This window comes from Cyanobacteriota bacterium, from assembly GCA_027618255.1.
GTDB lineage: Bacteria > Cyanobacteriota > Vampirovibrionia > LMEP-6097 > LMEP-6097 > JABHOV01.
The window spans coordinates 24225-45160 of the sequence record JAQCFG010000007.1; the positions used below are offsets into that span (position 1 = coordinate 24225).

Genomic DNA, 20936 nt, shown 5'->3' on the forward strand with positions numbered 1-20936 from the left:
TTTAACATTTTTTACGCTACAGAGCTTCGCTATTTACTATAAATGATACGACCCTATTCCCTATTTCGTTCAATAGCAGCTTTGAGCGCCGAATCATCCACTTTAGAAACAATCTCAACCCTACCAATATTGGATTTAGGGATAATGAACCTGGTCTTGCCAGCCTCGACTTTTTTGTCGTATCTGAAGGCATCTATTAAGTCTTTAGCTTTTAGATCTTTGGGGATAGTGTAGCTAATGCCCAATTTGTCCATCAAGCCTTTGATTTGAGTCGTGTATTTTTCTTTGAAATAACCAAGCTCTTCAGAAAGATAGCAAGCTGAGATGATACCCATGGCAACAGCTTCACCATGAGAGTAGCGTTTGAACTCAGTCAGTTCTTCAATGGCATGACCAAAGGTATGACCCAAGTTGAGGTAAGCGCGGATGCCTTTTTCTTTTTCGTCTTGAGCAACAATACCTGACTTGATTCTAAGGCAGTGGTCAATAATTTCATTGAGGACATCATGATCCTTGTTAACTATGGCGTCAGCGTTATTGATGAGATGTTCAAAGAAACTATCTCCAATCAGGTGGTCCCACTCCATTCCAAGTAGCGCATATTTAACCATCTCGCCAAGTCCGGATTTGTATTCTCTTTCTGGAAGACTGCGCAAGCAGTATGAATCGATATGCACCATATTGGGTTGATAAAAAGTACCAATAAGATTTTTGCCTTCGGGGACATTGATTGCAGTTTTGCCTCCAACAGAAGAGTCAATCATAGACAGTAATGTAGTAGGGATTTGCACGTAGTTGATCCCGCGATAATAAGTTGAAGCTGCAAAGCCCACCGTGTCACCCACGACTCCGCCACCAAGGGCTATGATGGTATCCTTGCGTTCAAAGTTGAGCGACAAGAGTTTTTGGATAATTAATTGGTAGGTGATGAAATTCTTTGCTTCCTCACCATCGGCAATTACCATGCTGTGTACTTTGTAGTCAGAGGATAGTGGCCCTTCGATTTCAGCAAGGTATTTTTTTGCGATATTGCTTTGACTGACGATTAAAATATTGGGTCCTGCTTTAAGTGAACTTAGGTCGATTTTATTGAGCTCGCGATAAAGTATTTTGTAATGATGCTCGGCACTTGGAATCATCACTTCAAACTCTTTGATCTTAGGTTTGCGGAAACCAAAGAACTTCATAATTTCTCTTGCTATGAGATTAATGGATTTATTACCAGTTTTGATTTGCAGGTGACTGTCCATATAGGCTGGCTTGCGCTCTTCCCAAAGCTTTTGCAAGGTCTCTAATTGGTCGCCACCTTTGAGTAGAGGTCTATTCTTGCGGCGTTTGACTCTATCATAAAGCTCTTGAGGGTCAGCAATCAATGTGACCAAGGACGAGTTGCGTTTGATAAGTTTGCGGTTCTCTTCATTAACAATTGCCCCACCACCAAGTGAGATAACCATATTGCTGAGCTTGCAGACTTCTTGGATAAGTTCTTGTTCTAGTTTACGAAAGTGCTTTTCGCCTTTGTCTTTGAAGATCTCATTAATGCTTTTGCCTTGACGGTTTTCTATTTCTTCATCCGTGTCGATGAATTCTTTATTCAGCACATAAGCTAAATGACGGCCAATGGTGGACTTGCCTGAACCCATTAAGCCAGTTAGCGTGATATTGCCTTTTGCATTTAGTTTTATTTTTGGCATCTGTTAGTCAACATTCTAATACGTTCTGGGTCTAATGACCTAGGTAAATAGTTGAAATTTGATAATTTCATTGCAGTTCCTCTGGTAAGTATCCGATATTAACTAACGTGGACATTAAGTCACCGGTGGGTCTGGTACTGATGTTAAAACGAAAATACAAAGTGAGAGGAATATATCATGTTAGAACTTAATGAAACTAAAAAAGCCTTATTTACCATAGGAGTAGGCGCCTTTGGTAAAATGTCGGAGCTTATCAAGAATACGGATTACCTTCCGCAGAAGCCTGGTTATTTTTTTAAATTATTAAAAATGGCTTACTCGGTTAATACTAAGCCAAGTGAAATGACTGAAGAAATTGGTAAGGATGCAGCTACTGTTGCTGCGGTGCTCCAAATTCCAGCAATTGAACAAAACTATAAAAACGTAAACAAAAATGATGTTGTTAATGCAATCAACAAGTTAGAAAAAGACTTTACCCAAAGCTCACTAGAAATTGATCTCGCTAAAAAATATCATAATGCAGTAGCTCAGAGACTAGAGTCTGTTGATTTAAAAGAATCATGGAGACTTTCTATTAGAGCTGCAATAATTGCAAAAGCAATCGCAAAATGGGTTGATTATAAAGATGCAGAACAAGCTTTCTTTGCGGCTTTGCTTGCAGATATTCCATCAATAGTACTTTCTATTAATGATCCAGAATCTCAAGAAAAAATTCAAGACAAGATTGATAAGGGATTGAGTAATGTTGAAGCTGAAATGGTTGTGCTAGGTTTTGATCATAGAGAATTTGGTGCAAAACTATTTAAGTATTTTTCTGTGCCTTCTTCGGTTATTGATGTTGTACAAAGTGGTTACAACTCAGAGAAGGTGAGAACTCAGAATATTCAACTTACCAAAATTGCCAACTTTGCAAAATTTCTTGCCAAGTGTTTTTCTGATAAAACTCAAAGTCCATCAAGTATCTGGACTGATTCTCAAGCCTCTATTGAGGGTCTTGGGCTCAAATTGAGTACTGAAGAGTGGGGCAATAAGATTAGTTTACTGTTTGTTAAATCATTAGAGTTTGAGATGTCTGTTACACATTAATTCAGCAGCTAGGTAAGTGGGCTCATGCTAAAATACAAGGTATGTCGTTTTTTTCTACCCCTTCGCAGCTTCATGAGATTAAATTTGGTACTGATGGCTGGCGAGCCCTTATTGCCAAGGAATTTACCTATGCTAATTTGGAGATCTTCCTTAATGGTCTTGCGCTTTATTTACTTGAGAACTATGGTACTGAGAAACCACTCTTGATTGGTTATGATGCAAGATTGCTCGCTGACAAGTTTGCTCAGTTTGCCATTGATAAAATCACTTCATGGGGTATTGAGGTTAGGTATATAGATCACCCTGTTCCAACTCCGGTGATTGCTTTTGCAGCCAAAGAGAATAATTCGTGCGGGGCGTTGATTTTCACTGCCAGCCACAACCCCCCTGAGTACATGGGTATTAAATATATTCCTGAATATGCTGGCCCTTCATCTAAAGCAATTACTGACAAGATTTTAGACAAGATTGATATTGCAGTAAGAGGTGAATTTACTAATAATGCAGTAACTGCCAAGTCTGAATTAATAGAAGTACGCGAGTCGTATTTTGAGCATATTCGTTCGATAATCGATTTTGGCACTATCCAAAAAGCCAATCAAAAGCAACAAACCAAGCTCGTTTATGACCCGCTTTTTGGTTGTGGTAGAAATTACACTAATAAGTTATTGGAAGAATTGGGTTTTGATTTGATTACCATACATGATATTAGAGATCCCAGCTTTGGCGGCTCTATGCCAGATCCAAGTGAACCACAATTGCAAGAATTGCGTCAAACTATCTTAGATTCTAAGTCTGACTTGGGCGCTGCCAATGACGGTGACGCAGATCGTTTTGCTTTTATGGATGAGACCGGTGCTTTTTACCCAGCCAATAAAACCGTCTCAATTATTCTCAAATATCTTTTAGAGTACCGTGGCTATAGAGGTGTAATCGCTCGTACTGTTGCAACAACTCATTTGCTTGATGATATCGCTCGCAAGTTTGACTTAAATACAATTGAGACAGCAGTTGGTTTCAAGTGGCTTTGTGAAGTAATGTTGGATCAAGATACTGTGATTGCGGCAGAAGAATCCGGTGGCATGAGTATACTTGGTCATATCCCAGAGAAAGACGGAGTCTTAGCGATTGTCTTGATGGCTGAAGTGCTTGCTGTTACCGGCAAGAAACTATCAGTGCTTTGGCAAGAGGTGCAGGATTTTGTTGGCAAGAATTATTTCTACAATAGATTAGATTTGCACCTGGAAGGTCAAGCAAAGGATGATTTTATGGCTTTGTTTAATGATGACCTGAACAATATTGGTGATTTTGAAGTGAAACTAATTGATAGAACTGAAGGCGCCAAGGTCTACCTTGATGATGGTTCTTGGTTCCTGGCGCGTCCTAGTGGTACTGAAGCTATGTGTAGGGTCTATTTTGAAGGGAATGATAAGGGGCAATTGGATAAGCTGGTTGCTGCTGTAAGTCAATTGGTGGAGACAAGTGATGCTTAAAACCGCCAACCCTATTTTAAATAAAGCCCTTGATGGCAAGCGCATTTCTGAAGATGAAGCTCTTGAGCTTTTTGACAAAGCAACAGCCCTGGATCTTGCCTATGTTGCTAATGAATTGCGTTTGCGCAAGCATCCTGACAGTGAGCCAACAACCTATGTGGTTCAACGCAATGTTAATTACTCCAATGTTTGTACAGCAAGATGTAGTTTCTGTGCGTTTTATGCGCCTCCAGGTGATGAGGTGGCTGGCTTTCCTGGAGCTTATGTCTTAGATTATGAGACTGAGTTGAAGCCTAAAATAGCAGAACTTGTTGCAATTAACGGCACAGAGATTCTTCTGCAAGGTGGTCACAACCCGGCTTTGGGTTTAGATTACTATACTGATTTATTTACCAAGATCAAACGAGATTTTCCTGGTGTGACTTTGCACGCACTTAGCCCGGCTGAGATTGTGCATATCACAGAGAAAAGAATTACTCCTGTTGATATTTACGGAGATGGTACCAATCGATCTATAATTCATGAACCTAGTCTTGAACAGATCAAAGAAGTCTTGATTGAATTACAAAAAGCTGGAATGGATTCATTACCTGGTGCAGGTGCAGAGATCTTGGTTGAGTCGGTGCGCAAAATTATTGCGCCTCTTAAAATCACTACACAGGTTTGGCTTGATGTTATGGAGCTTGCTCATAGTCTGGGTATGCGCTCGTCAGCGACTATGATGTACGGGCATGTTGAGACTTATGCTGATAGAGTTGAGCATATGCGAGTCTTGCGTGACTTGCAAGATAGGACTCATGGTTTCACAGCTTTTGTTAATTGGAACTTTCAGGCTGGTGAAACTCCGCTTGCTAAAATCATGACGAGCCTAGAGAAGCAAGGCAAGCTACCTGCTTATAATAAAAACTCATCGGGTGATGATTATTTACGCACAACTGCTATTGCAAGAATTTATTTAGACAATATCGATAATTTTCAGGCGAGTTGGGTAACTCAGGGACATCAACTCGGTCAAGCCTCTCTTGCCTTTGGTTGCAATGATCTTGGTGGCAATATGATGGAAGAGAATGTAGTTTCTGCAGCCAATACCACTCATCATGCCAATGTCCAAGAGATGATTTACTATATTGAGGCGACTGGTAGGGAAGCGGCGCAACGCAATACACAGTATGAGTTAATTGCGGGTAATTAATTTTACCTCAATTGACAAACCAACAAAATTTAACTACTTTTTCGTCAAGGAGTCAAAGCTCTTTCGTTATCGGACCGTAGCCATGAGGGGTTTTTATGTGTTTTTGCTTTGCAAAAACGTCGGAGACCTCAACCCGAATACCTCAAGAGCTTTGCACTCCCTGACTAATCATCTTAGTTAAAACAAATTAGTCATCTTTGCAGAGTTCAATCTCGCTATTTTTACATAGCGGCTTCGCTGCTATAATTAAGCTATGGCTTACCAAGGCACTATACAAAAGTATTCCAAATATCTTTCAGTAAACGAAAGCACCCCAATAATTTCTATTCAAGAAGGCAATACTCCTTTGGTGCCGGCACCGCACATTGCTGGGCTAACAGGAGTCAAGGATCTTAAAGTCTATCTCAAAATAGAAGGACTGAATCCGACTGGTTCATTTAAAGATCGTGGTATGACAATGGCTGTGACCAAAGCAGTTGAGAAGGGTGCAACTAGAATTATTTGTGCGAGTACCGGCAATACTTCAGCGTCAGCAGCAGCTTTTGCAGCAAGAGCAAGGGGCTTGGGTTATCCAATGGAATGTTTTGTGATTATCCCGGCTGGCTATGTTGCTCTTGGCAAGCTCTCTCAAGCAATGATTTATGGCGCCAAGGTAATTCAGATAGAGGGCAACTTTGATGTGGCACTTGATATTGTCAAAGACCTTTGTGATAAGTATCCAATTGAACTTGTGAATTCACTTAATCCGTATCGTATTGAAGGACAAAAAACCTCAGCCTATGAGATTTGTGATGAGCTTGGGGACGCGCCTGACTATCTTTGTATCCCTGTTGGTAACGCTGGCAATATCACTGCTTACTGGGCAGGATTTTCTGATTATAAAAAAGCTCACAAGAAGCCTAAGATGTATGGCTTTCAAGCAGCTGGCGCTGCGCCAATAGTTGACGGAGCAGTTGTGGCAAATCCAGAGACAATCGGAACAGCGATTCGTATTGGTAATCCAGCTAGCTGGAAGCAAGCTGAGGCTGCTAGAGATCAAAGTGGTGGCTTGATAGACAAGGTAACTGACGATGAGATGCTGGCTGCTTACCGTGTGATTCACAGCTCTGAGGGTTATGCCTGCGAACCGGCGTCAGCCGCTAGTGTTGCTGGATTAATCAAAGCTGCCAAAGCTGGCAAGATTGAACCTGGCTCTACAGTGGTTTGCGTGCTAACTGGTAACGGTTTGAAAGATCCCAAAGTAGCAATGGAGCAGTCAGATATGGCTAGTGCTGAGAAGATTTATAAGTCAGAGATTAAGGATGTTGCTAAAGCGCTTGGATTGAGTTAATTTTTGACTTAAGTCAAAAATTAGGAGGTTAACCTGCTTCTACAGTAGCAGGTTGTATATGGATATCTCTTCTTCTTGTTGTTCTTTCCGTGTTTGTCTCTGTTAAAGATTTTGGTTTTTCGGTTGGAACGGTTGGAAACTGACGTTCCATTTCTTCTAAAGCATAATCCATTAATCCATCAGATTGATAAGGTCGATGAAGATCGTCTAGATCAACTGGTCCTCTTCTTGATTCAATTATGTTTGTTGGTTGCCATGGTTCTATTTTTGCAATCTGTGCCTTGGTAACATTAACACCGTCATCCGTTAACTCTTTAAAGGACAAATAGACTGGTTTTGGTGGTATTGGTGGTATTGGGTTTGCTTTCATGATGTTTAATTATTAGCCATTTGCTCTTTCAAATGAAGGTCTAGTGTCTTTATGATCTTCGCGAGGTTTTCTTGTAATACTATTTGCAAATCTTGCAAGGCTCTCTAATTCTTCTCTTCGTTGTTGTGCCTCTGCTTCTGCTTTTGCTTCTCTATACTCTTGAATAAATAGTCTGGGTTTCTGTGTGACAGGTCTTTCACTACTTGTTTCATTGAATTTTGGAGGGGTTGTTCTTTCAGCTGTAGTTATAATTACTTTTTGTTTAACTGGTGGATTACCATATACTAGATTTGAAACAGGCTCATTAGCAGCGGTTGCTTTAGGTCTTTCCTTTTGTTTTGCTGCACTGGGTACTATGCTAATCATAAACAATGATAATAACCTATTCGGTAAATACTCAATGTTAAGTATTTGTAAATATAGATTGGCTTAATTATTTAGTTTGTTCTTAGTTTTCTGGATTGCTCGGCTCTGCATATAGTGAGTATTGTTTTTGACCAGAGCTGATATGGCTTTCAAATAGACTACCATCTGGTTTAATGAGTACGACAATGGTAAACTTGGGTTCTCCATGATGGTCAGTCTGATCCATTCGACTAAAGGTCATTCCTATGTAATCATCATCACCTGCAAGAGGTTCTGTGATTACTCCTGTTGCAGTTGAGTATATATGAGCTTTGTCTTGTTGGGTTTTAGCTTTACTTTGTGTCTTAGGAGTTAAGGGTTTGGGAGTATGCTCTTCTTCAATTACATTAGCGACTTGATAAGAATATTGTTCAAAATATTCGTCGAGTTTAAGTTTTTGCCAAGGACTGAGAGGAGTTTTTACTGGTGGTAATGTATCTAAGAAACGTTGCCCTTCTGCAATTAGCTGAGATTTTTTATGATTTAGAACTTGTTGTTTAGTTAGTTTTTGGGAGAGTTGATGAAGGGAGTTAGTTGATGATCTTCCACTTCCGCCTGTTCTGCTTTTGCCACCATCTTCTGGAGGGACATTGAGAGTCCTGTTGAAGACTGGTCTTCTGGAAATCTTTGCGATTTGATCTGGAATTAGATCTGGCATTATTGTGATAATAACACAAATCTTAGAGAATAATAAAGCCTGCAAGTATTATTCTATAAACAATAAACCAAATCAAAGAATTGCTCTTAAGAAACTTGATCATAAAATCAATAGCCAGATAACCTGCAACAAAGCTCACAAGAAATCCAATTCCTAGCTCTTGATAGTCAAGATTAGTTATCGGGCTAGTGAGAAGATCTTTGAGAGCTAAAAGTCCGGCCCCAGCAATAGCAGGCAAGCCAACTATAAAAGAAAAACGAGCTGCTTGCTCTCTATTGAGCGTGGCAAAAAGTCCAGCAGAGATTGTTGAACCAGAACGCGAGACTCCTGGAAATAAAGCAAGGCATTGCATTATGCCGATGAAAAATATTTCTGTGTAACCAAGATCGGTAATCTCTTTATTACTGATTTGTTTTTTGGAATAACGATCAGCAACAAACATCAGCAAAGATCCTAGTACTAGAGTAATTGCAATTCCCATGCTTGAGCGCACCAAGTCCGAGCCAAAGAAATCCTTGAAACTAAAACCAACTGCAATAGCTGGTAGGGTTGCAAGTAATATAGCTAGTGCGAGTTTGCGGTTGATTTTATTGTCTTTGCTGGATTGCTTCGCTACGCTCGCAATGACGAGCCCTGAAAGCATCGCTAGTATCTCTTTGCGAAAATAAATTAGTGCAGCGAGTAAAGTGCCCAGATGCAAGAAGGCATCCATGTCTAAGCCATACTCTGTTAGTCCTAGCAAACGCGGTGCTAGAGCAAGATGTGCTGAGCTACTGACGGGCAAGAATTCGGTGAGTCCTTGGATTATACTTAGTAAGATGATGTCAAAGTTCATGATTTAAGTTAGTTTAATAAGTCCCCTCGTTTCTGGCGAGTTAGTTTGATTGCCTCAGCTAAACGCCACAAGAATATTTTTTTGTGATCACCTGATTCCAGTATCTCTGGTATCTTTTCTCCGCGAAAATCAGCAGGACGAGTGTAATGTGGGTGTTCTAATAACTGAAGCTCTTCAAGCTCTTCACGACTAATACCAGTTTCTTCAAGGAAATTAGTCATTTCTTTTTTGCTGACTTGCAGTTCTTTGAGCTTCTCTAGATAGTTGAGTTTACTAAAACTTTCTTCTTTAAGACTTTCCGGGTCTCCTAATACTCCAGGTATATGTCTCACTGTTGCATCAATGATGCTGAGAGCAGCAAGCTCACCGCCCGTTAAAACATAGTCACCAACAGAGATTTCCATTGTGGCTCTGTCTCTGATTCTCTGATCAAAACCTTCGTAGCGCCCGCAAAGGATGACAAGCTGCTTTTTTGTAGAAAGCTCGCGGGCGAGTTCTTGATTAAATGGAATACCAGATGGACTTGTTACTATTATTTCCATGGTCTCGGGATGGGGAGCTGGCGTAACGCAATTATCGGAGTTCAGAACGACCTCAGCAAGGCAATCAATCCATGGTTGTGGACTCAGCACCATCCCAGCCCCGCCACCATAAGGCGTATCATCGACCTTATGATGTTTGTCTTTTGAGTAATCACGAGGATTGTGAGTCTTGAGTTGGTAGAGATTTTGTTTTAGTGCAAGACCCAGAATACTTGTTTGACAATAATTCTCAATTAACTCCGGGAAGAGACTTAGTACATCAATTTGCATGCTTGGCTTTTCCTTTGCGAATATAGTTGTGGTCTTGAGCAATTTGAGTTAAGAGGTCTAGTTTGTTTTGATCTAAGTTAGTGTCAAAGCTTAATTTGTTGAGACTTTCAGCTAGAAAGCCATAGAGGATATTTTTCTTGGTGATTTGGTTGAGATGCTGTTGTATTAGAGTTATAGACTCGTCTTTATTGTTCTTGAGGTAGTCTAGGATGGCATCTTGTTCTTTGACAAAGTCGTCAACTATCTTAGTATTTTTATTGTAGAAATCTTCATCAACCACAAGTAGGGCGGCAGGGAATTGATTGATGAACTGTAATTGATGATGAATAAAATCGTTTTCATTACCTTCAAGCTCATTGACCAAAATATTGCTGGAATGAAAGGATAGTTTGCTTAGATTGGTGTAGCCCTTTCCTTCTAAGATCGTGCCCCAAGGTTCTGCAACGAAGGCAGCGTCAATATCACCAGTAAAGAAGACAGTTTCAAGTTCTGCTGGATTGACTGCAATGTATTGAAGTCGTTTAGAGAATTTGATAGTTGGTGGTTCAAGCATCTGCTTCATTTCAGGACTGAGCTTTTTGTATCTGGCTTTCTGTTCTTTTGTTTGTGCTACTAAGTACTTGGCAAGCAAGTCTTGAGTATTGCCAATTTGCGGGATACCGAGTTTCTTGATTTGGAAATCTTTGCCTATTTGATACTTGTCACTAAGTATCAAACTATTAGCGCCGCTACTACTGAGTTTGAGAAGCTTGAGCTTAACTCCTTTGCTTAGTGCGTTAAGGTAAGGACCGGGACCGATATAGGCAATATCCAGATTCTTGGTGATTAAGGCATTGAGCAGATAGCCACCAGAGCTAAAATACTGAGTCTCAACATTGGTAAAAGCTCGGCTTTCAATACCAATCATTGCAACAGCGTGACTGACGTTAAGTAGATAGCCAAGTCTTAGTTCTTGTGCGTTTTCTTTAGTTTTGAAACTAGTACAAGATGCCAAGAATACGCATACTAATAAGCATACAAATTTTAAATATGAATTACGCAAAGTTGAAGGACTAAGCGTCTTTATTATAATGATTCCAAGATTTAACACAACGAGCACTAAATCTAAGTATAGAACCTTTTTTACCAGGTACAGGACCTCTGACTAGTAGAAGACGGTTTTCTGCATCATATTTAACCACTTTAGCTTTAGCAATCGATACTTGTTTGTTACCCATTCTACCTGGCATACGTTTTCCTTTGAATACACGTCCAGGAGAAGTACCTGCACCAGATGAACCAACTTGTCTTTTGGATTTTGAACCATGGCTGTTTCTACCAACGCTCATATTGTGTCTTTTGACACCACCCTGAAAACCTTTACCAATAGAGGTTCCAGTAATTTTGACGGTTTTAAGATCTTTGAAGAATTCTTCTATGTCGATTGCGTCGCCGACTTTGATTCCTTCGATAGCTTCATGAGTTCTAAATTCAAAGAACTTGCTCAAACTAGGCAAGTTATCTTTTTGTAATTTGGCAAGTTGTGGCTTTTTAACCAGCTTGTCTCTTTTGGTAAAGTTGCCCACTTGAATTGCAGTGTAACCATCACGTGCTTGGGTTTTGATATCAGTTACGATATTTTCAGATATTTCTACTACTGTTACTGGAATTACGTCTCCGTCTTCACCAAAAATTTGGGTCATTCCCACTTTTTTGCCTACTACTCCATAGTCTTGTGTTGTTGTGGCCATGATATTCTCCTTTGTTTTCCGTCTTCGTTTCACTACGACGCGACTACGGTTTTAGCACAGCAACCCCATGGCTGGGACTTCATGCCTTTGTACAATAGGTATTTTAGCTTTTTGAGCAATGACGGATTCTTAAGACAATATTGAGGTCATATCTTGATAGGGTTTTTCTTGAATTTGCGTAATATAATAGAAATTCGATCAAAGGAGATTGTAAATATGTCTAATTTAACAATTATTAATCGTGGTGCTGTTCGTAACATCCAAGAAGTTAAAAAGGTACTTGATGATAGAGAGACTTTGGCTGAAACAGGTCAAGTAGGAGGTACTAATGTCAGGGCTGCTATTGCAACTGTGCCAAAGGGTTTAAGCAACCCGAGTATTGATCATATTAGAGTTGATACTTTTGTGCTTGAAGGTAAAGATGCCTATGAAGAGTCAGGGTATACTGCTTTGCGTAAAGATCTTGCTCTGTTGAGAGATATCAGTGCATTGACTGTTGAGAAGGCTCATCAATGTGCTCGTAATCTCAAGATGCTTTTTGGTTTTTCTGGAGCTCCGGTTACTAATCATGAATTTATGACAAGGAATCTGGTTGCGTCTTTTATTGAAAATGAAGATAGAGGACTCTTCTTTATACCGAATGTTAAAGCGTTTTCTAATGATGGAAAGAATGCATATTTATTAGACCTGCCCAATATGATGAATGGAGCACTTCCTCAAGTGCAATCAAGGTACAAATTTGAAAATAACCAGGGTCAGGAAAGAAAGGAATGGTATTCACCAGAAGCTATTCAAGCGAGAAATGACAAAACTGCTTCTATTAAAGTTGTTAACGATGCAGTGGCACATGTTAGATTTCAGGCTGACAATTATAGTCAAGGAGCAAGTTTGTTGCACTTGGTAATGTCGACAGGAGCCAATACAGCAGTAGGATACAAGAAACAAGATGATGAACTAGGAAATTTCCAGAAATCATTTAATATGGAATCTGGGCATGTTCCTTTCTCGGAACTTTTTGAAGACGCAAGTAAATCACCCTTGATGATTAGACAAGACTGCTTTGAAGATGCGACATTCGAAAAAGTTATGGCTGGTGGTAATTCTAATAATCCTCGAACAGGCTTGGCTGGTTTGGTGAGAGATTTAAGGGAACAGCATGGATTAATATCTGAGTTTGTAGAGAAGGCGAATTATGGATATGCTTTGCTTATAGAATCTGCTCTTGGCGACAATAATAATATCAGCGTGGATGAAATATTAAAGAGTTCACTTTTCATTGATAAAGATGTTACTCAAGATTTAAATCAAGCTATTGAAGAAGCCGCAATCAACGGAGACAAGTTTGCAAAAGTGCTCACTGCAATTTGGGCATCAGACTTAGCTAAAGCGGTTAATGGAATTGCAGCTAGTGCCAAAGTGAGTTTGGCTGCTGATCATGATGTCAAGTTTAACTTCTCAATGAATGGAAGTGTTGCTTATGGTTTATTAGACAACGACTCGTCAGAGCTTGATTACCTTAAAGAGATTTTTGCAAAAGGCTTAGATGCTGAGTGCTTTATTAAAGAAAATGATATTACCATGTTGAATGCTTCAAGACCAGCAGCAGAGATGGACGGACTAGTAGAACAAGCATACAAGTTTGCTGTAGCTGCTGTTCAAGCTGCTTAACCCTTCGCAAACTCCTTAACCTCACCGACATAAGGAATAAATCCTTGTTGTACTTCTTGAGGAAGATCAATTAGTGAGTAGTCTTGCGAGCTAACAAACATCAAAGCTTGTTTGCCTTTGCCAACCAAGTCACCTGTTTTGGTTTCAATGATTTGGTGCTCGAGAGTTACAAATTTGCGATTGTATTCACCGATTCTGATTTTGATTAGCACTTCAGTAAATTCATTAATTTCTTTTTGGAACTTGTGATCAATACTGCGTGTAAGAATCAAGTAATCTGATTTATTTGGATCAAAGTCTGGAATTACGTGTGCAAAAAACAATTCGCGAGTTTTACCAACCCACATTAAGTACATTGCAAAATAAACATTGCCAACGGAGTTGGTGTCTTGGTAAGTCGGGATGAATTGATGTACAAACCAGTTGTCGTGTATGTAGCAACCCTTGATACTGACTGGCTTAGCGCCGTTAGGTAGGGCGTCATTACTGTTGTAGTGAATCTCTTGGGCTCTAAACTCTTCTATGTTGATGTTTTGGTTTTGACTAAGTATTTTGGCTTCTGTTGGGATAGCTTTGTTACTGCTTTTTTTTGCTTCACAGATCCAACCATAAATAAAAGCAAGAATTGCAGCGATTGCCATTAGTAGTGTGTTTTCGGTGAAGTAACCAATACCAAAAATTGCGATGCTGGAAAGTGCCGTAGAAAACAATCTAAGAGCAGAGAACTTGGAGCTACTGTCTTCTGTTTTAGCCATCTTGCGATAGAAACAAACTGAATAAACCAAGAAGAATGAAGCAAAGAAAGCAACATAGTACTCAAGCTCGAATCTAAAGAACTGAATCAAATTAGGGTCAAAGCTGGCTATGAATTTGCCAAACTCCGTGAAGTGCATAGTGCTAATTGCAGCAACTATACAAAGTGTGAACCAAGGAATGGCTGAACTGATTAGCGTGCTTGGAATAAAGGTAAAAATCAATCCCTTAGCATCTTTAACGAGCGATTCTGTATACCACTTGTAGGCTATATAGCCACTGTCAAAAGTGGCAAGTGCCGCAAGTCCAATAAAGACCATGTAAGAACCAAGTAGGATATTGAAATCTGGATAGTTACTGAGTACCTGGGTGATTGTATCTTTGACAGGATAGAGTAAACTGCTTGGATCAATTGTTGAGAGGCTGGTGATTAAGCCAGCATGGCTTTGTCCAAATTGATGGCAGGCAAGCGCCAGTGAACCGTCTACCATTATCACGCACCAGAAAATCAAACCGCCGATGATATAAGACTTGGCTACTGAGCCGCCTTCTTTATTGATTTGTACAACTCTGTGCCAGTTTTGTAAATCCAACCACGGACCGCAGAGAAAGCCCAGTAAGACCGGGATCCAGTATGCAAATTCACTAATGCCGTTTTTGAATTGATAGAGACCTGGGTATTGGCTAGCATCATTAAACCAACCTAATAAGCCTGGAGTCAGTGATAATTCTGCTTTGAGTCCTTGTGAACCAGAGCTAAGAGCTGCTTTGATCATTGATTCAGAGCTAAAAAGTTCTGAATTCAATATTATCAATGCGGCAGTGAGCATGATTACTGCATAAAAAGCATGTAAGTATTTGATCCTAGTAATAGGAAACTCTTCTCCCAAGAAAATTACCGCACCAATTAACATCATTCCAACAAGAAACGAAAATATTCCAAGAGGAAGGGTGATGTATTTAAGTAAGCAGTAGATGGTAAGAGTGATTGCGACGAATTGATAAAACAAAAGAGCAAATTTGAAACTCTTGGCTTGCGTCAAGAATTTATTCTCAAACTCCTCTGGGTTTTGAGATTTTTTGATTAGTTGATGATTCACTAGTCCAAAAATTGTTAAACCAACGGCGTCAATAGTTGCAAACTTGATTAAGTCATTAAAGCCAAATTGAATTGCAACTTGAACTGCAAAAAATAAACCTAAACCCCAAGTCCAAGTTAGTGCTACTGAGTTGCCCCAAAGTAGGTTGTTCCAAGACTTCATTAGTGGATTTTTAGTCATAACTAATAATATTGTAGCGTATTCACATTATTTTAGATTTCTTCAGCAAATGACGCATTATAACTGAGTGAAGGCGGATGACCAATGCTTATGCACTAAGGGCAAAGTTCCTGACTGACTCTGGTGTGAGTTCGTTTTTACCTGTCTTGAAGGCTTCAACTCCATCTTGATAAACTGATCGCTGTACATTATTTCTAATAGTTCTAGGTACTTCTTTACCGAGCTCAACGAAGTTGACTGGAATAGTTTGATCTGACTGTGCTGAACCATCTTCTATATTATCCTGTAATCCAGCTTGAACTACTGTTGTTAGCATATCTCTCATTAAGAGATAGCCAATATTGTATTCATTGATATCATCCATGATAGTCGTAACCACAGGGTTCTTTCTATTGTCACGCAAGTGAGCAGCGAGCGGCAATGCTAGCTTGGTGATAGTTTCTTGGTGTAATGAAGTTCTAGCAACATCTTCGAGTTCAGGAAGATCGTGGTTGCTATGAACCATATCGTCATGATCTCTCTTGCTGATAACTTGTTCAAAAACTAATCTGTGTTTATCGTTTCGTCCCACTCCTTCAATAGTTGAGTGTTGGAATAATGGACCAGTTGTATTAATTATTGCAAGTGCATCGACTCCATTGTTCTTAGCCTCGTCGCCTTTGGAATTACTTTCTCCAGCTAGCTGTTCTTTGACACGCCCAGCTTGAGCTAACCTATCTGTGTAGGAAGCAACAAACTTGGCATCAAACTTGCCTGATCTTGCTGCAAGAGTATCAAGCAAAGCAAGTTTGCCCACTTCTGAATTTTGTATATCTTTTTCTGCAAAGAATTCATCTATGGCAGCTTGAGAGCCAGCTTTGAATTGATCAAGCTTGAGACCCTTGAGTGCTGCTGGTAGCATACCTACAGCCGTTAAGAAGGAGAACCTACCACCAACTCGATCTGGGTGTTCTACTACTTTAGGTTTAGTTCCTGTTTTCTTCAGAATACTATCAGCCAGTTTGCGTAATGTACCTGTACCTGGTTCAGTAACAAAAACAGCTTGCTCTGCAAATTGTCTTAATGCCGCTTCTTTGTCGCCGTGATGTAATTTGGTTAGATGATCTAGAATACTTTGAACTACGTGTTTGACTTCAAAAGTGCCGCCTGATTTGGAGATGATCAGAAAGGCTGTTTTGTTGTTTAGCTGTTTAGTTTCATTAGCTTGAATTTGCAATGACTTGAATTTAGATTTGAGACTGGCTGAATCCGTACCATCCATGACTTCCATCTTGAAATTATTTCCAAGTCCTCCTTGAGGGAAGGTATCATTAATGACTTTGGGGAATTGAGAAGAGCCGCCCATGCCCATGACTAGAGCTTTGTTGAAACCCTCTTCATGAAGTGAATCAGCAACTTGCTGAGCTTCAGCCATACTTTGAGTTATGACGCCATTAATATCCAACCATTTGAAGTATTCAAGCCCAGCCTCAGAGTTATTTGCATTAGCTAATGCTGTTTGAGTTTGCTGGAATCTATTGTTATAAGTTTGATAATCAGCACCTTGTACAAACGCAGCTAAACCGCCCGTGGTGATACTGTCAACAAAGGCGTCATCAACTAGAGTGCTAACTCCTTGTTCTTTGATAGTTTGATTTGGAAAAAATGCTGCAAAATATTTATCCAAGACTTGTTCTTTGAATTTAATTACTAGATTAGACAATAAAGTTTGTAGCTTATTTCTTAATGTGATAGGGAGGTATTGATGTTGCGCATTAGGCATTTTAGGCATTATAGTTGTCAGATTAGAGTCCATTTTTGACAGCGCTTCAAAGCTTGATCTAACGCTAGTTGCGTCAAAGTTAATTACCTGTCCATCATCGCTAAAATAGTCTTTGATTTCTGGCCAAGCACCTGTAGCAGTTTTGACTTGAGCAAACTTACTACCTTGTTCGTAATTAGTTTTCGCAAGTGTATTAAGTATGGCTGTTATTGTTGACATTTAGAATATACTCCTTTGTAAATAAACTCAAGTAGATAATAGCCCAATGGGTATTGTTATGCAACCCGTATGGCTAGGGAGAATCACTGGGATGACGTAAACAGCGGCAACTTCTCTATCTCAAGTGAACCATCAAGGGCAATTGCTTCACCAATACCGTGTTGATCAATTTGTTTTTTGCTCATACCGAGCTTGCGATTACGTTGAGCCTGTAGCTGATTGTTAATGGCTTTGGCTCTTTCTAGCACTTGTTTTGGCAGACCAGCGAGGCGGGCTACTTCTATACCATAACTTTTGTCGGCTGAACCCTCTACTACTTTGTGCAAGAATTCAATTCGTGCCTTGGCATTTGGATTATTATTCTCTGCAACAAGTACTTGGTAGTTTTGTACGATTGGAAAAACCTTGTCAAGATTGGCTAGCTCATGATAGTGAGTTGCAAAAATGGTTCTTGGTTTGCTGTTCTTGGCTAAGTATTCAACAATTGACCAAGCGATGGCAACGCCATCATAAGTACTGGTTCCTCTACCAATCTCATCAAGCACCACAAAGCTCTTAGAGCTCATGCCGTTAAGAATACTTGCCGTCTCAACCATCTCAACCATGAAGGTTGAGCGTCCGGAAGCAAGATCATCACTGGCTCCAATTCTGGTAAATATTCTATCTACTAAACCTATACGTGCAGCTTGAGCTGGGACGTAAGAGCCGATTTGTGCAAGTATGATGATGAGAGCGTTTTGGCGCATGTAGGTACTTTTGCCAGCCATGTTTGGACCGGTCAATATAATGATTTTTTCTGCATTGTTCAGTGATATATCATTAGCAACAAACTCACCCAATCCAAGTTTCTGTTCAACCACTGGATGTCTACCATCTTTAATATAAAGCTCATCACTGTTGTTCAATTCTGGCAGGCAATAGTTTTGCTCTTTGGCAAGAATTGCCATTGAGGTGAGCGCATCAAGCTCGGCGACTTGATTAGCTAGTTCTTTGATGATGCGTGCTGGCTCTGACATTGTTTTGCGCAAGCTAGTAAAGATCTGGTGCTCAAGGGCGTTACGCCTAGCCTGTGCGTTAGTGATCTTGTCCTCAAATTCTTTAAGCTCTTCGGTGACGGCTCTTACCGTGTTGATCATTGTTTGCCTGATGATGTAGTGATCAGGTAATTTACTTTGATTGGCTCTGGATGTTTCGATAAAATATCCGTGCACTTTATTAAACGCGACTTTGATATTCTTGATACCAGTTTCAGTTCTTTGAGTTTCTTCAAAATTGCGTAGCCATGATTCGGAATCCTCCACTAAGCCAATCAATTCATCAAGCTCTTGATTAAATCCTGCTTTGATTATATTGCCGTCAGTGATTGCCATTCCTGGCTCAGGGTGAATAGCATCCTCTACTAATCGAGTGAAATCTAATACTTCTTGAGGGATATGTTTGAGGCTAGTTAGCAAACCTGATTCAAGGTTTTGCATCAAGCTTGAGATCTGAGCTACTAGTAATAAAGAATCCTTCAGCGCGATTGCTTCTTTGGGGTTAATGAGTTGGCTGATTAATCTATTGGAGAGTCTATCAATATCGTAGCTATTAGAAAGTAGGTCTCGGATTTCTTGCGCTAGTTGGTTTTGACCAATCAGTTCAGTGACAGCTGCTTGCCTTGCTTGAATCATCTCTAGATTGAATAGCGGTTGCTCCAGCCATGAAAGCAAACGACGTTTGCCAGGTTTGGAAGCTGTGCGGTCTATCATGGCAAAGAGACTATCTTTAGTTTTGCCATTGAGACATTTGCTGATTTCAAGATTGCTTCTACTGCTAGCGTCAAGCATCATAAATTCGCCAACTTGATAGCTCTTGATTTGATCAAAACTTTTGGCAGCTTGACTACTGAAGCTCTGTCCTTGAGTCTCTTTGAGGTATTCAATAATTGCGCCAGCGGCTCTTAACGCAAAGTCATTCTTCGCAAAACTCGCTTCAAAGTTGTGACTCATGTTGCTACCAAAAATATCTTCAAGATTGTGGCTTGCTAGTTTCTTGTCGAAGTTGCGTTTGTTAAAGGGACTAAGATTAAGTTCTTGATAGATTGTTTCTAGTTTGAAACAGATTTCTTCCTCTGCGACAAACTGTCCCTCTTGGCGCGCTTGAGTTTCCGAAGGTATGATTATTTCAGCTGGGTTAATTCTAGTGAGTTCTTGCTGAAGGTATTCTTCTTGGACTTCTGTTGCATAAAACTCTCCCGTTGAAATATCAGCGTAAGCTAAACCATAATTACTAAATGGGGCTTTGGAGTAAAGAGCCAGGATGAAGTTGTTTTTGTAACCATCAATCAAATCAAGATCGTTGATTGTGCCCGGAGTGAAGACCTTGGCAATTGCTCGCGGTACTAATCCCTTGCAGTCCTTAGGATCAGCCATTTGCTCAGCGATATAGACCTTGTAGTTGTTTTCCAGTAGTTTGGCGATATAAGGGCGAACCGCTCTTGCCGGTACTCCAGCCATGGGGATGCGCCCGCCGGGATAGTTGTTCTCAGCTCTGCCTGTAAGGGTGATATCGAGCTCTTTGGCGATAGTGGTGGCATCATCAAAGAATGCCTCATAAAAATCCCCCATTCTAAATAAAAGTACTGCTTTGCCGGTGATTTTACTTCTTTCGTTGAAGTATTGCTGCATTACAGGAGTGAATTTCTCTATTGGCAGGCTTGGCATATTGGAAATCTTAGCATTGTTAGGGTCGTATCCTGACCATACGAAAAAAAAACACTCTCGAACGACCAGATCAAGAGTGTTTTTGTATATTCAATTTAACTATCCAGAAACGCCTACATTTGTCGTAGATTGTGGTTCGTGTTAATTATTTAACTCGTTTGTCCACCAATATTCTGTTTCTGAACTATATGAACATTGTACCATACTTTTCTTAAGGTTTCATTATTTTTTTATAAAATAGTTTTAATGTTACAATATTAGAAACGATATTAATTTCATATTCGGAGTCAAAGAACAAAATGGCCAAAGCAACACTAAGTAAAGAAGAGAAACAGTTGGATCAATTGGTAGATACCTATAAGAAAGCGGTTAAAGCTAAGGGTGATATTGAGGAATGGACAGACAAGTACCTGATCTCGCTAAGAGACAAGTTTCGGGTTCTAGCAAGAACTACCAGAGGTTACTGGTCTTTTGATTTTTATGAGAGCTTACAAAACCTCAACAAAGAGAGCATTAAGCGCGATCTGAAACCAGCAACCAAATAAGGGTCAGGTCTCCACATTTTAAAACTCTAAGGGGGGAATATACTTCGCGGTTCTGAAAAAATGTGGAGACCTGACCCTAAGCTCTAAGCTTAATGCCTGACTCTCTTGCGAGAATCAGGCATTGAAGCGTGTCATTTCTGATGTTTAATGGGTGTAGATACTGGTCTATTGTTGAGCGGGCTCCTCGGCTGCTCGGTAAGAAACTTCGGCAGTGTCAGCAAATTCAAGTACCTCTCCTAGTGACTTGAGCTTGGTTTCATATTTTTCTATGAGGCTGTCCAGTTCCTTTCTTGTTCTATACAAAGTACCCAATTCCTTGGCATACTTCTTGAACTCATCTACTATGTTTTCCATTCGTTTCTCCATCAGTTACGTGGCCCTTGAATCTTTTCTAATTCTTAG

Annotated in this window: 18 protein-coding genes; 6 read left to right on the forward strand and 12 right to left on the reverse strand. The window is 40.0% G+C overall.

Going from position 1 to position 20936, the window contains the following annotated elements; translation table 11 throughout:
• Positions 1-53 precede the first annotated feature (53 nt).
• Positions 54-1694, reverse strand: coding sequence for a 3-dehydroquinate synthase (gene aroB / locus O3C63_01840; GenBank protein MDA0771663.1), 1641 nt, complete (start codon positions 1692-1694; stop codon positions 54-56).
• Between the two features lie 177 nt (positions 1695-1871).
• Here aroB and O3C63_01845 point away from each other — a divergent pair, with 177 nt between their 5' ends.
• The 4 genes from O3C63_01845 (at position 1872) to thrC (ending at position 6795) form a co-directional block, all read left to right on the forward strand.
• Positions 1872-2780 (forward strand): HDOD domain-containing protein, encoded by a 909-nt coding sequence (locus O3C63_01845; protein MDA0771664.1) that lies wholly within the window; start codon positions 1872-1874, stop codon positions 2778-2780.
• 41 nt (positions 2781-2821) lie between these two features.
• Entirely contained in the window at positions 2822-4273 is a 1452-nt protein-coding gene (locus O3C63_01850; GenBank protein MDA0771665.1) for a phosphoglucomutase/phosphomannomutase family protein, read from the forward strand.
• Positions 4266-5465: a radical SAM protein gene (locus O3C63_01855; protein ID MDA0771666.1), complete on the forward strand. Its 1200-nt coding sequence runs from the start codon at positions 4266-4268 to the stop codon at positions 5463-5465. Before O3C63_01850 ends, O3C63_01855 begins: the two co-directional genes overlap by 8 nt.
• 253 nt (positions 5466-5718) lie before the next feature.
• Positions 5719-6795 (forward strand): threonine synthase, encoded by a 1077-nt coding sequence (thrC, locus tag O3C63_01860; protein MDA0771667.1) that lies wholly within the window; start codon positions 5719-5721, stop codon positions 6793-6795.
• A gap of 28 nt (positions 6796-6823) precedes the next feature.
• On the opposite strand, the gene O3C63_01865 is transcribed toward thrC, so the two are convergent.
• The 7 genes from O3C63_01865 to rplC form a co-directional block, all read right to left on the reverse strand.
• The gene (locus O3C63_01865; GenBank protein ID MDA0771668.1) at positions 6824-7165 is read right to left on the reverse strand and encodes a hypothetical protein; all 342 of its coding nucleotides are present in this window, start codon (positions 7163-7165) and stop codon (positions 6824-6826) included.
• A 12-nt stretch (positions 7166-7177) separates the two neighbouring features.
• Positions 7178-7531: a hypothetical protein gene (locus O3C63_01870; GenBank protein MDA0771669.1), complete on the reverse strand. Its 354-nt coding sequence runs from the start codon at positions 7529-7531 to the stop codon at positions 7178-7180.
• An 82-nt stretch (positions 7532-7613) separates the two neighbouring features.
• Entirely contained in the window at positions 7614-8228 is a 615-nt protein-coding gene (locus tag O3C63_01875) for a hypothetical protein (protein MDA0771670.1), read from the reverse strand.
• 22 nt (positions 8229-8250) lie between these two features.
• Positions 8251-9063, reverse strand: a complete 813-nt coding sequence (gene uppP, locus O3C63_01880; protein MDA0771671.1) for an undecaprenyl-diphosphatase UppP — start codon at positions 9061-9063, stop codon at positions 8251-8253.
• A gap of 8 nt (positions 9064-9071) precedes the next feature.
• The gene (trmD, locus tag O3C63_01885; protein MDA0771672.1) at positions 9072-9875 is read right to left on the reverse strand and encodes a tRNA (guanosine(37)-N1)-methyltransferase TrmD; all 804 of its coding nucleotides are present in this window, start codon (positions 9873-9875) and stop codon (positions 9072-9074) included.
• On the reverse strand, positions 9865-10869 hold the full coding sequence (locus O3C63_01890) for an ABC transporter substrate-binding protein (protein ID MDA0771673.1): 1005 nt from the start codon (positions 10867-10869) through the stop codon (positions 9865-9867). Before O3C63_01890 ends, trmD begins: the two co-directional genes overlap by 11 nt.
• A 58-nt stretch (positions 10870-10927) precedes the next feature.
• A complete protein-coding gene (rplC, locus tag O3C63_01895; protein MDA0771674.1) occupies positions 10928-11605 on the reverse strand; it encodes a 50S ribosomal protein L3 in 678 nt (225 codons plus the stop codon).
• A 216-nt stretch (positions 11606-11821) separates the two neighbouring features.
• On the opposite strand from rplC, the gene O3C63_01900 reads away from it, so the two are divergent.
• Positions 11822-13273, forward strand: coding sequence for a hypothetical protein (locus O3C63_01900; GenBank protein ID MDA0771675.1), 1452 nt, complete (start codon positions 11822-11824; stop codon positions 13271-13273).
• Here the strand turns inward: O3C63_01900 and O3C63_01905 are convergent.
• The 3 genes from O3C63_01905 to mutS all read right to left on the reverse strand — a co-directional run bounded on the left by O3C63_01905 (position 13270) and on the right by mutS (position 19989).
• Positions 13270-15306, reverse strand: a complete 2037-nt coding sequence (locus O3C63_01905) for an acyl-CoA thioesterase (GenBank protein MDA0771676.1) — start codon at positions 15304-15306, stop codon at positions 13270-13272. The two genes, O3C63_01900 and O3C63_01905, sit on opposite strands and share 4 nt — an antisense overlap.
• Before the next feature lie 88 nt (positions 15307-15394).
• Positions 15395-17287, reverse strand: a complete 1893-nt coding sequence (locus tag O3C63_01910; protein ID MDA0771677.1) for a hypothetical protein — start codon at positions 17285-17287, stop codon at positions 15395-15397.
• 83 nt (positions 17288-17370) lie between these two features.
• Positions 17371-19989 carry a DNA mismatch repair protein MutS gene (gene mutS / locus O3C63_01915; GenBank protein ID MDA0771678.1) on the reverse strand — a complete coding sequence of 873 codons (2619 nt, stop codon included), beginning with the start codon at positions 19987-19989 and terminating at the stop codon, positions 17371-17373.
• 299 nt (positions 19990-20288) lie between these two features.
• Here mutS and O3C63_01920 point away from each other — a divergent pair, with 299 nt between their 5' ends.
• Positions 20289-20534, forward strand: coding sequence for a hypothetical protein (locus O3C63_01920; protein ID MDA0771679.1), 246 nt, complete (start codon positions 20289-20291; stop codon positions 20532-20534).
• 165 nt (positions 20535-20699) lie between these two features.
• Here O3C63_01920 and O3C63_01925 read toward each other — a convergent pair whose 3' ends face one another.
• Positions 20700-20888 carry a hypothetical protein gene (locus tag O3C63_01925; GenBank protein ID MDA0771680.1) on the reverse strand — a complete coding sequence of 63 codons (189 nt, stop codon included), beginning with the start codon at positions 20886-20888 and terminating at the stop codon, positions 20700-20702.
• Positions 20889-20936 lie beyond the last annotated feature (48 nt).

Coding starts and splice junctions, on each gene's coding strand:
- aroB (MDA0771663.1), bottom strand. CDS start 1,694: ATGCCAAAAATAAAACTAAATGCAAAAGGCAATATCACGCTAACTGGC.
- O3C63_01845 (MDA0771664.1), top strand. CDS start 1,872: ATGTTAGAACTTAATGAAACTAAAAAAGCCTTATTTACCATAGGAGTA.
- O3C63_01850 (MDA0771665.1), top strand. CDS start 2,822: ATGTCGTTTTTTTCTACCCCTTCGCAGCTTCATGAGATTAAATTTGGT.
- O3C63_01855 (MDA0771666.1), top strand. CDS start 4,266: ATGCTTAAAACCGCCAACCCTATTTTAAATAAAGCCCTTGATGGCAAG.
- thrC (MDA0771667.1), top strand. CDS start 5,719: ATGGCTTACCAAGGCACTATACAAAAGTATTCCAAATATCTTTCAGTA.
- O3C63_01865 (MDA0771668.1), bottom strand. CDS start 7,165: ATGAAAGCAAACCCAATACCACCAATACCACCAAAACCAGTCTATTTG.
- O3C63_01870 (MDA0771669.1), bottom strand. CDS start 7,531: ATGATTAGCATAGTACCCAGTGCAGCAAAACAAAAGGAAAGACCTAAA.
- O3C63_01875 (MDA0771670.1), bottom strand. CDS start 8,228: ATGCCAGATCTAATTCCAGATCAAATCGCAAAGATTTCCAGAAGACCA.
- uppP (MDA0771671.1), bottom strand. CDS start 9,063: ATGAACTTTGACATCATCTTACTAAGTATAATCCAAGGACTCACCGAA.
- trmD (MDA0771672.1), bottom strand. CDS start 9,875: ATGCAAATTGATGTACTAAGTCTCTTCCCGGAGTTAATTGAGAATTAT.
- rplC (MDA0771674.1), bottom strand. CDS start 11,605: ATGGCCACAACAACACAAGACTATGGAGTAGTAGGCAAAAAAGTGGGA.
- O3C63_01900 (MDA0771675.1), top strand. CDS start 11,822: ATGTCTAATTTAACAATTATTAATCGTGGTGCTGTTCGTAACATCCAA.
- O3C63_01905 (MDA0771676.1), bottom strand. CDS start 15,306: ATGACTAAAAATCCACTAATGAAGTCTTGGAACAACCTACTTTGGGGC.
- O3C63_01910 (MDA0771677.1), bottom strand. CDS start 17,287: ATGTCAACAATAACAGCCATACTTAATACACTTGCGAAAACTAATTAC.
- mutS (MDA0771678.1), bottom strand. CDS start 19,989: ATGCCAAGCCTGCCAATAGAGAAATTCACTCCTGTAATGCAGCAATAC.
- O3C63_01920 (MDA0771679.1), top strand. CDS start 20,289: ATGGCCAAAGCAACACTAAGTAAAGAAGAGAAACAGTTGGATCAATTG.
- O3C63_01925 (MDA0771680.1), bottom strand. CDS start 20,888: ATGGAAAACATAGTAGATGAGTTCAAGAAGTATGCCAAGGAATTGGGT.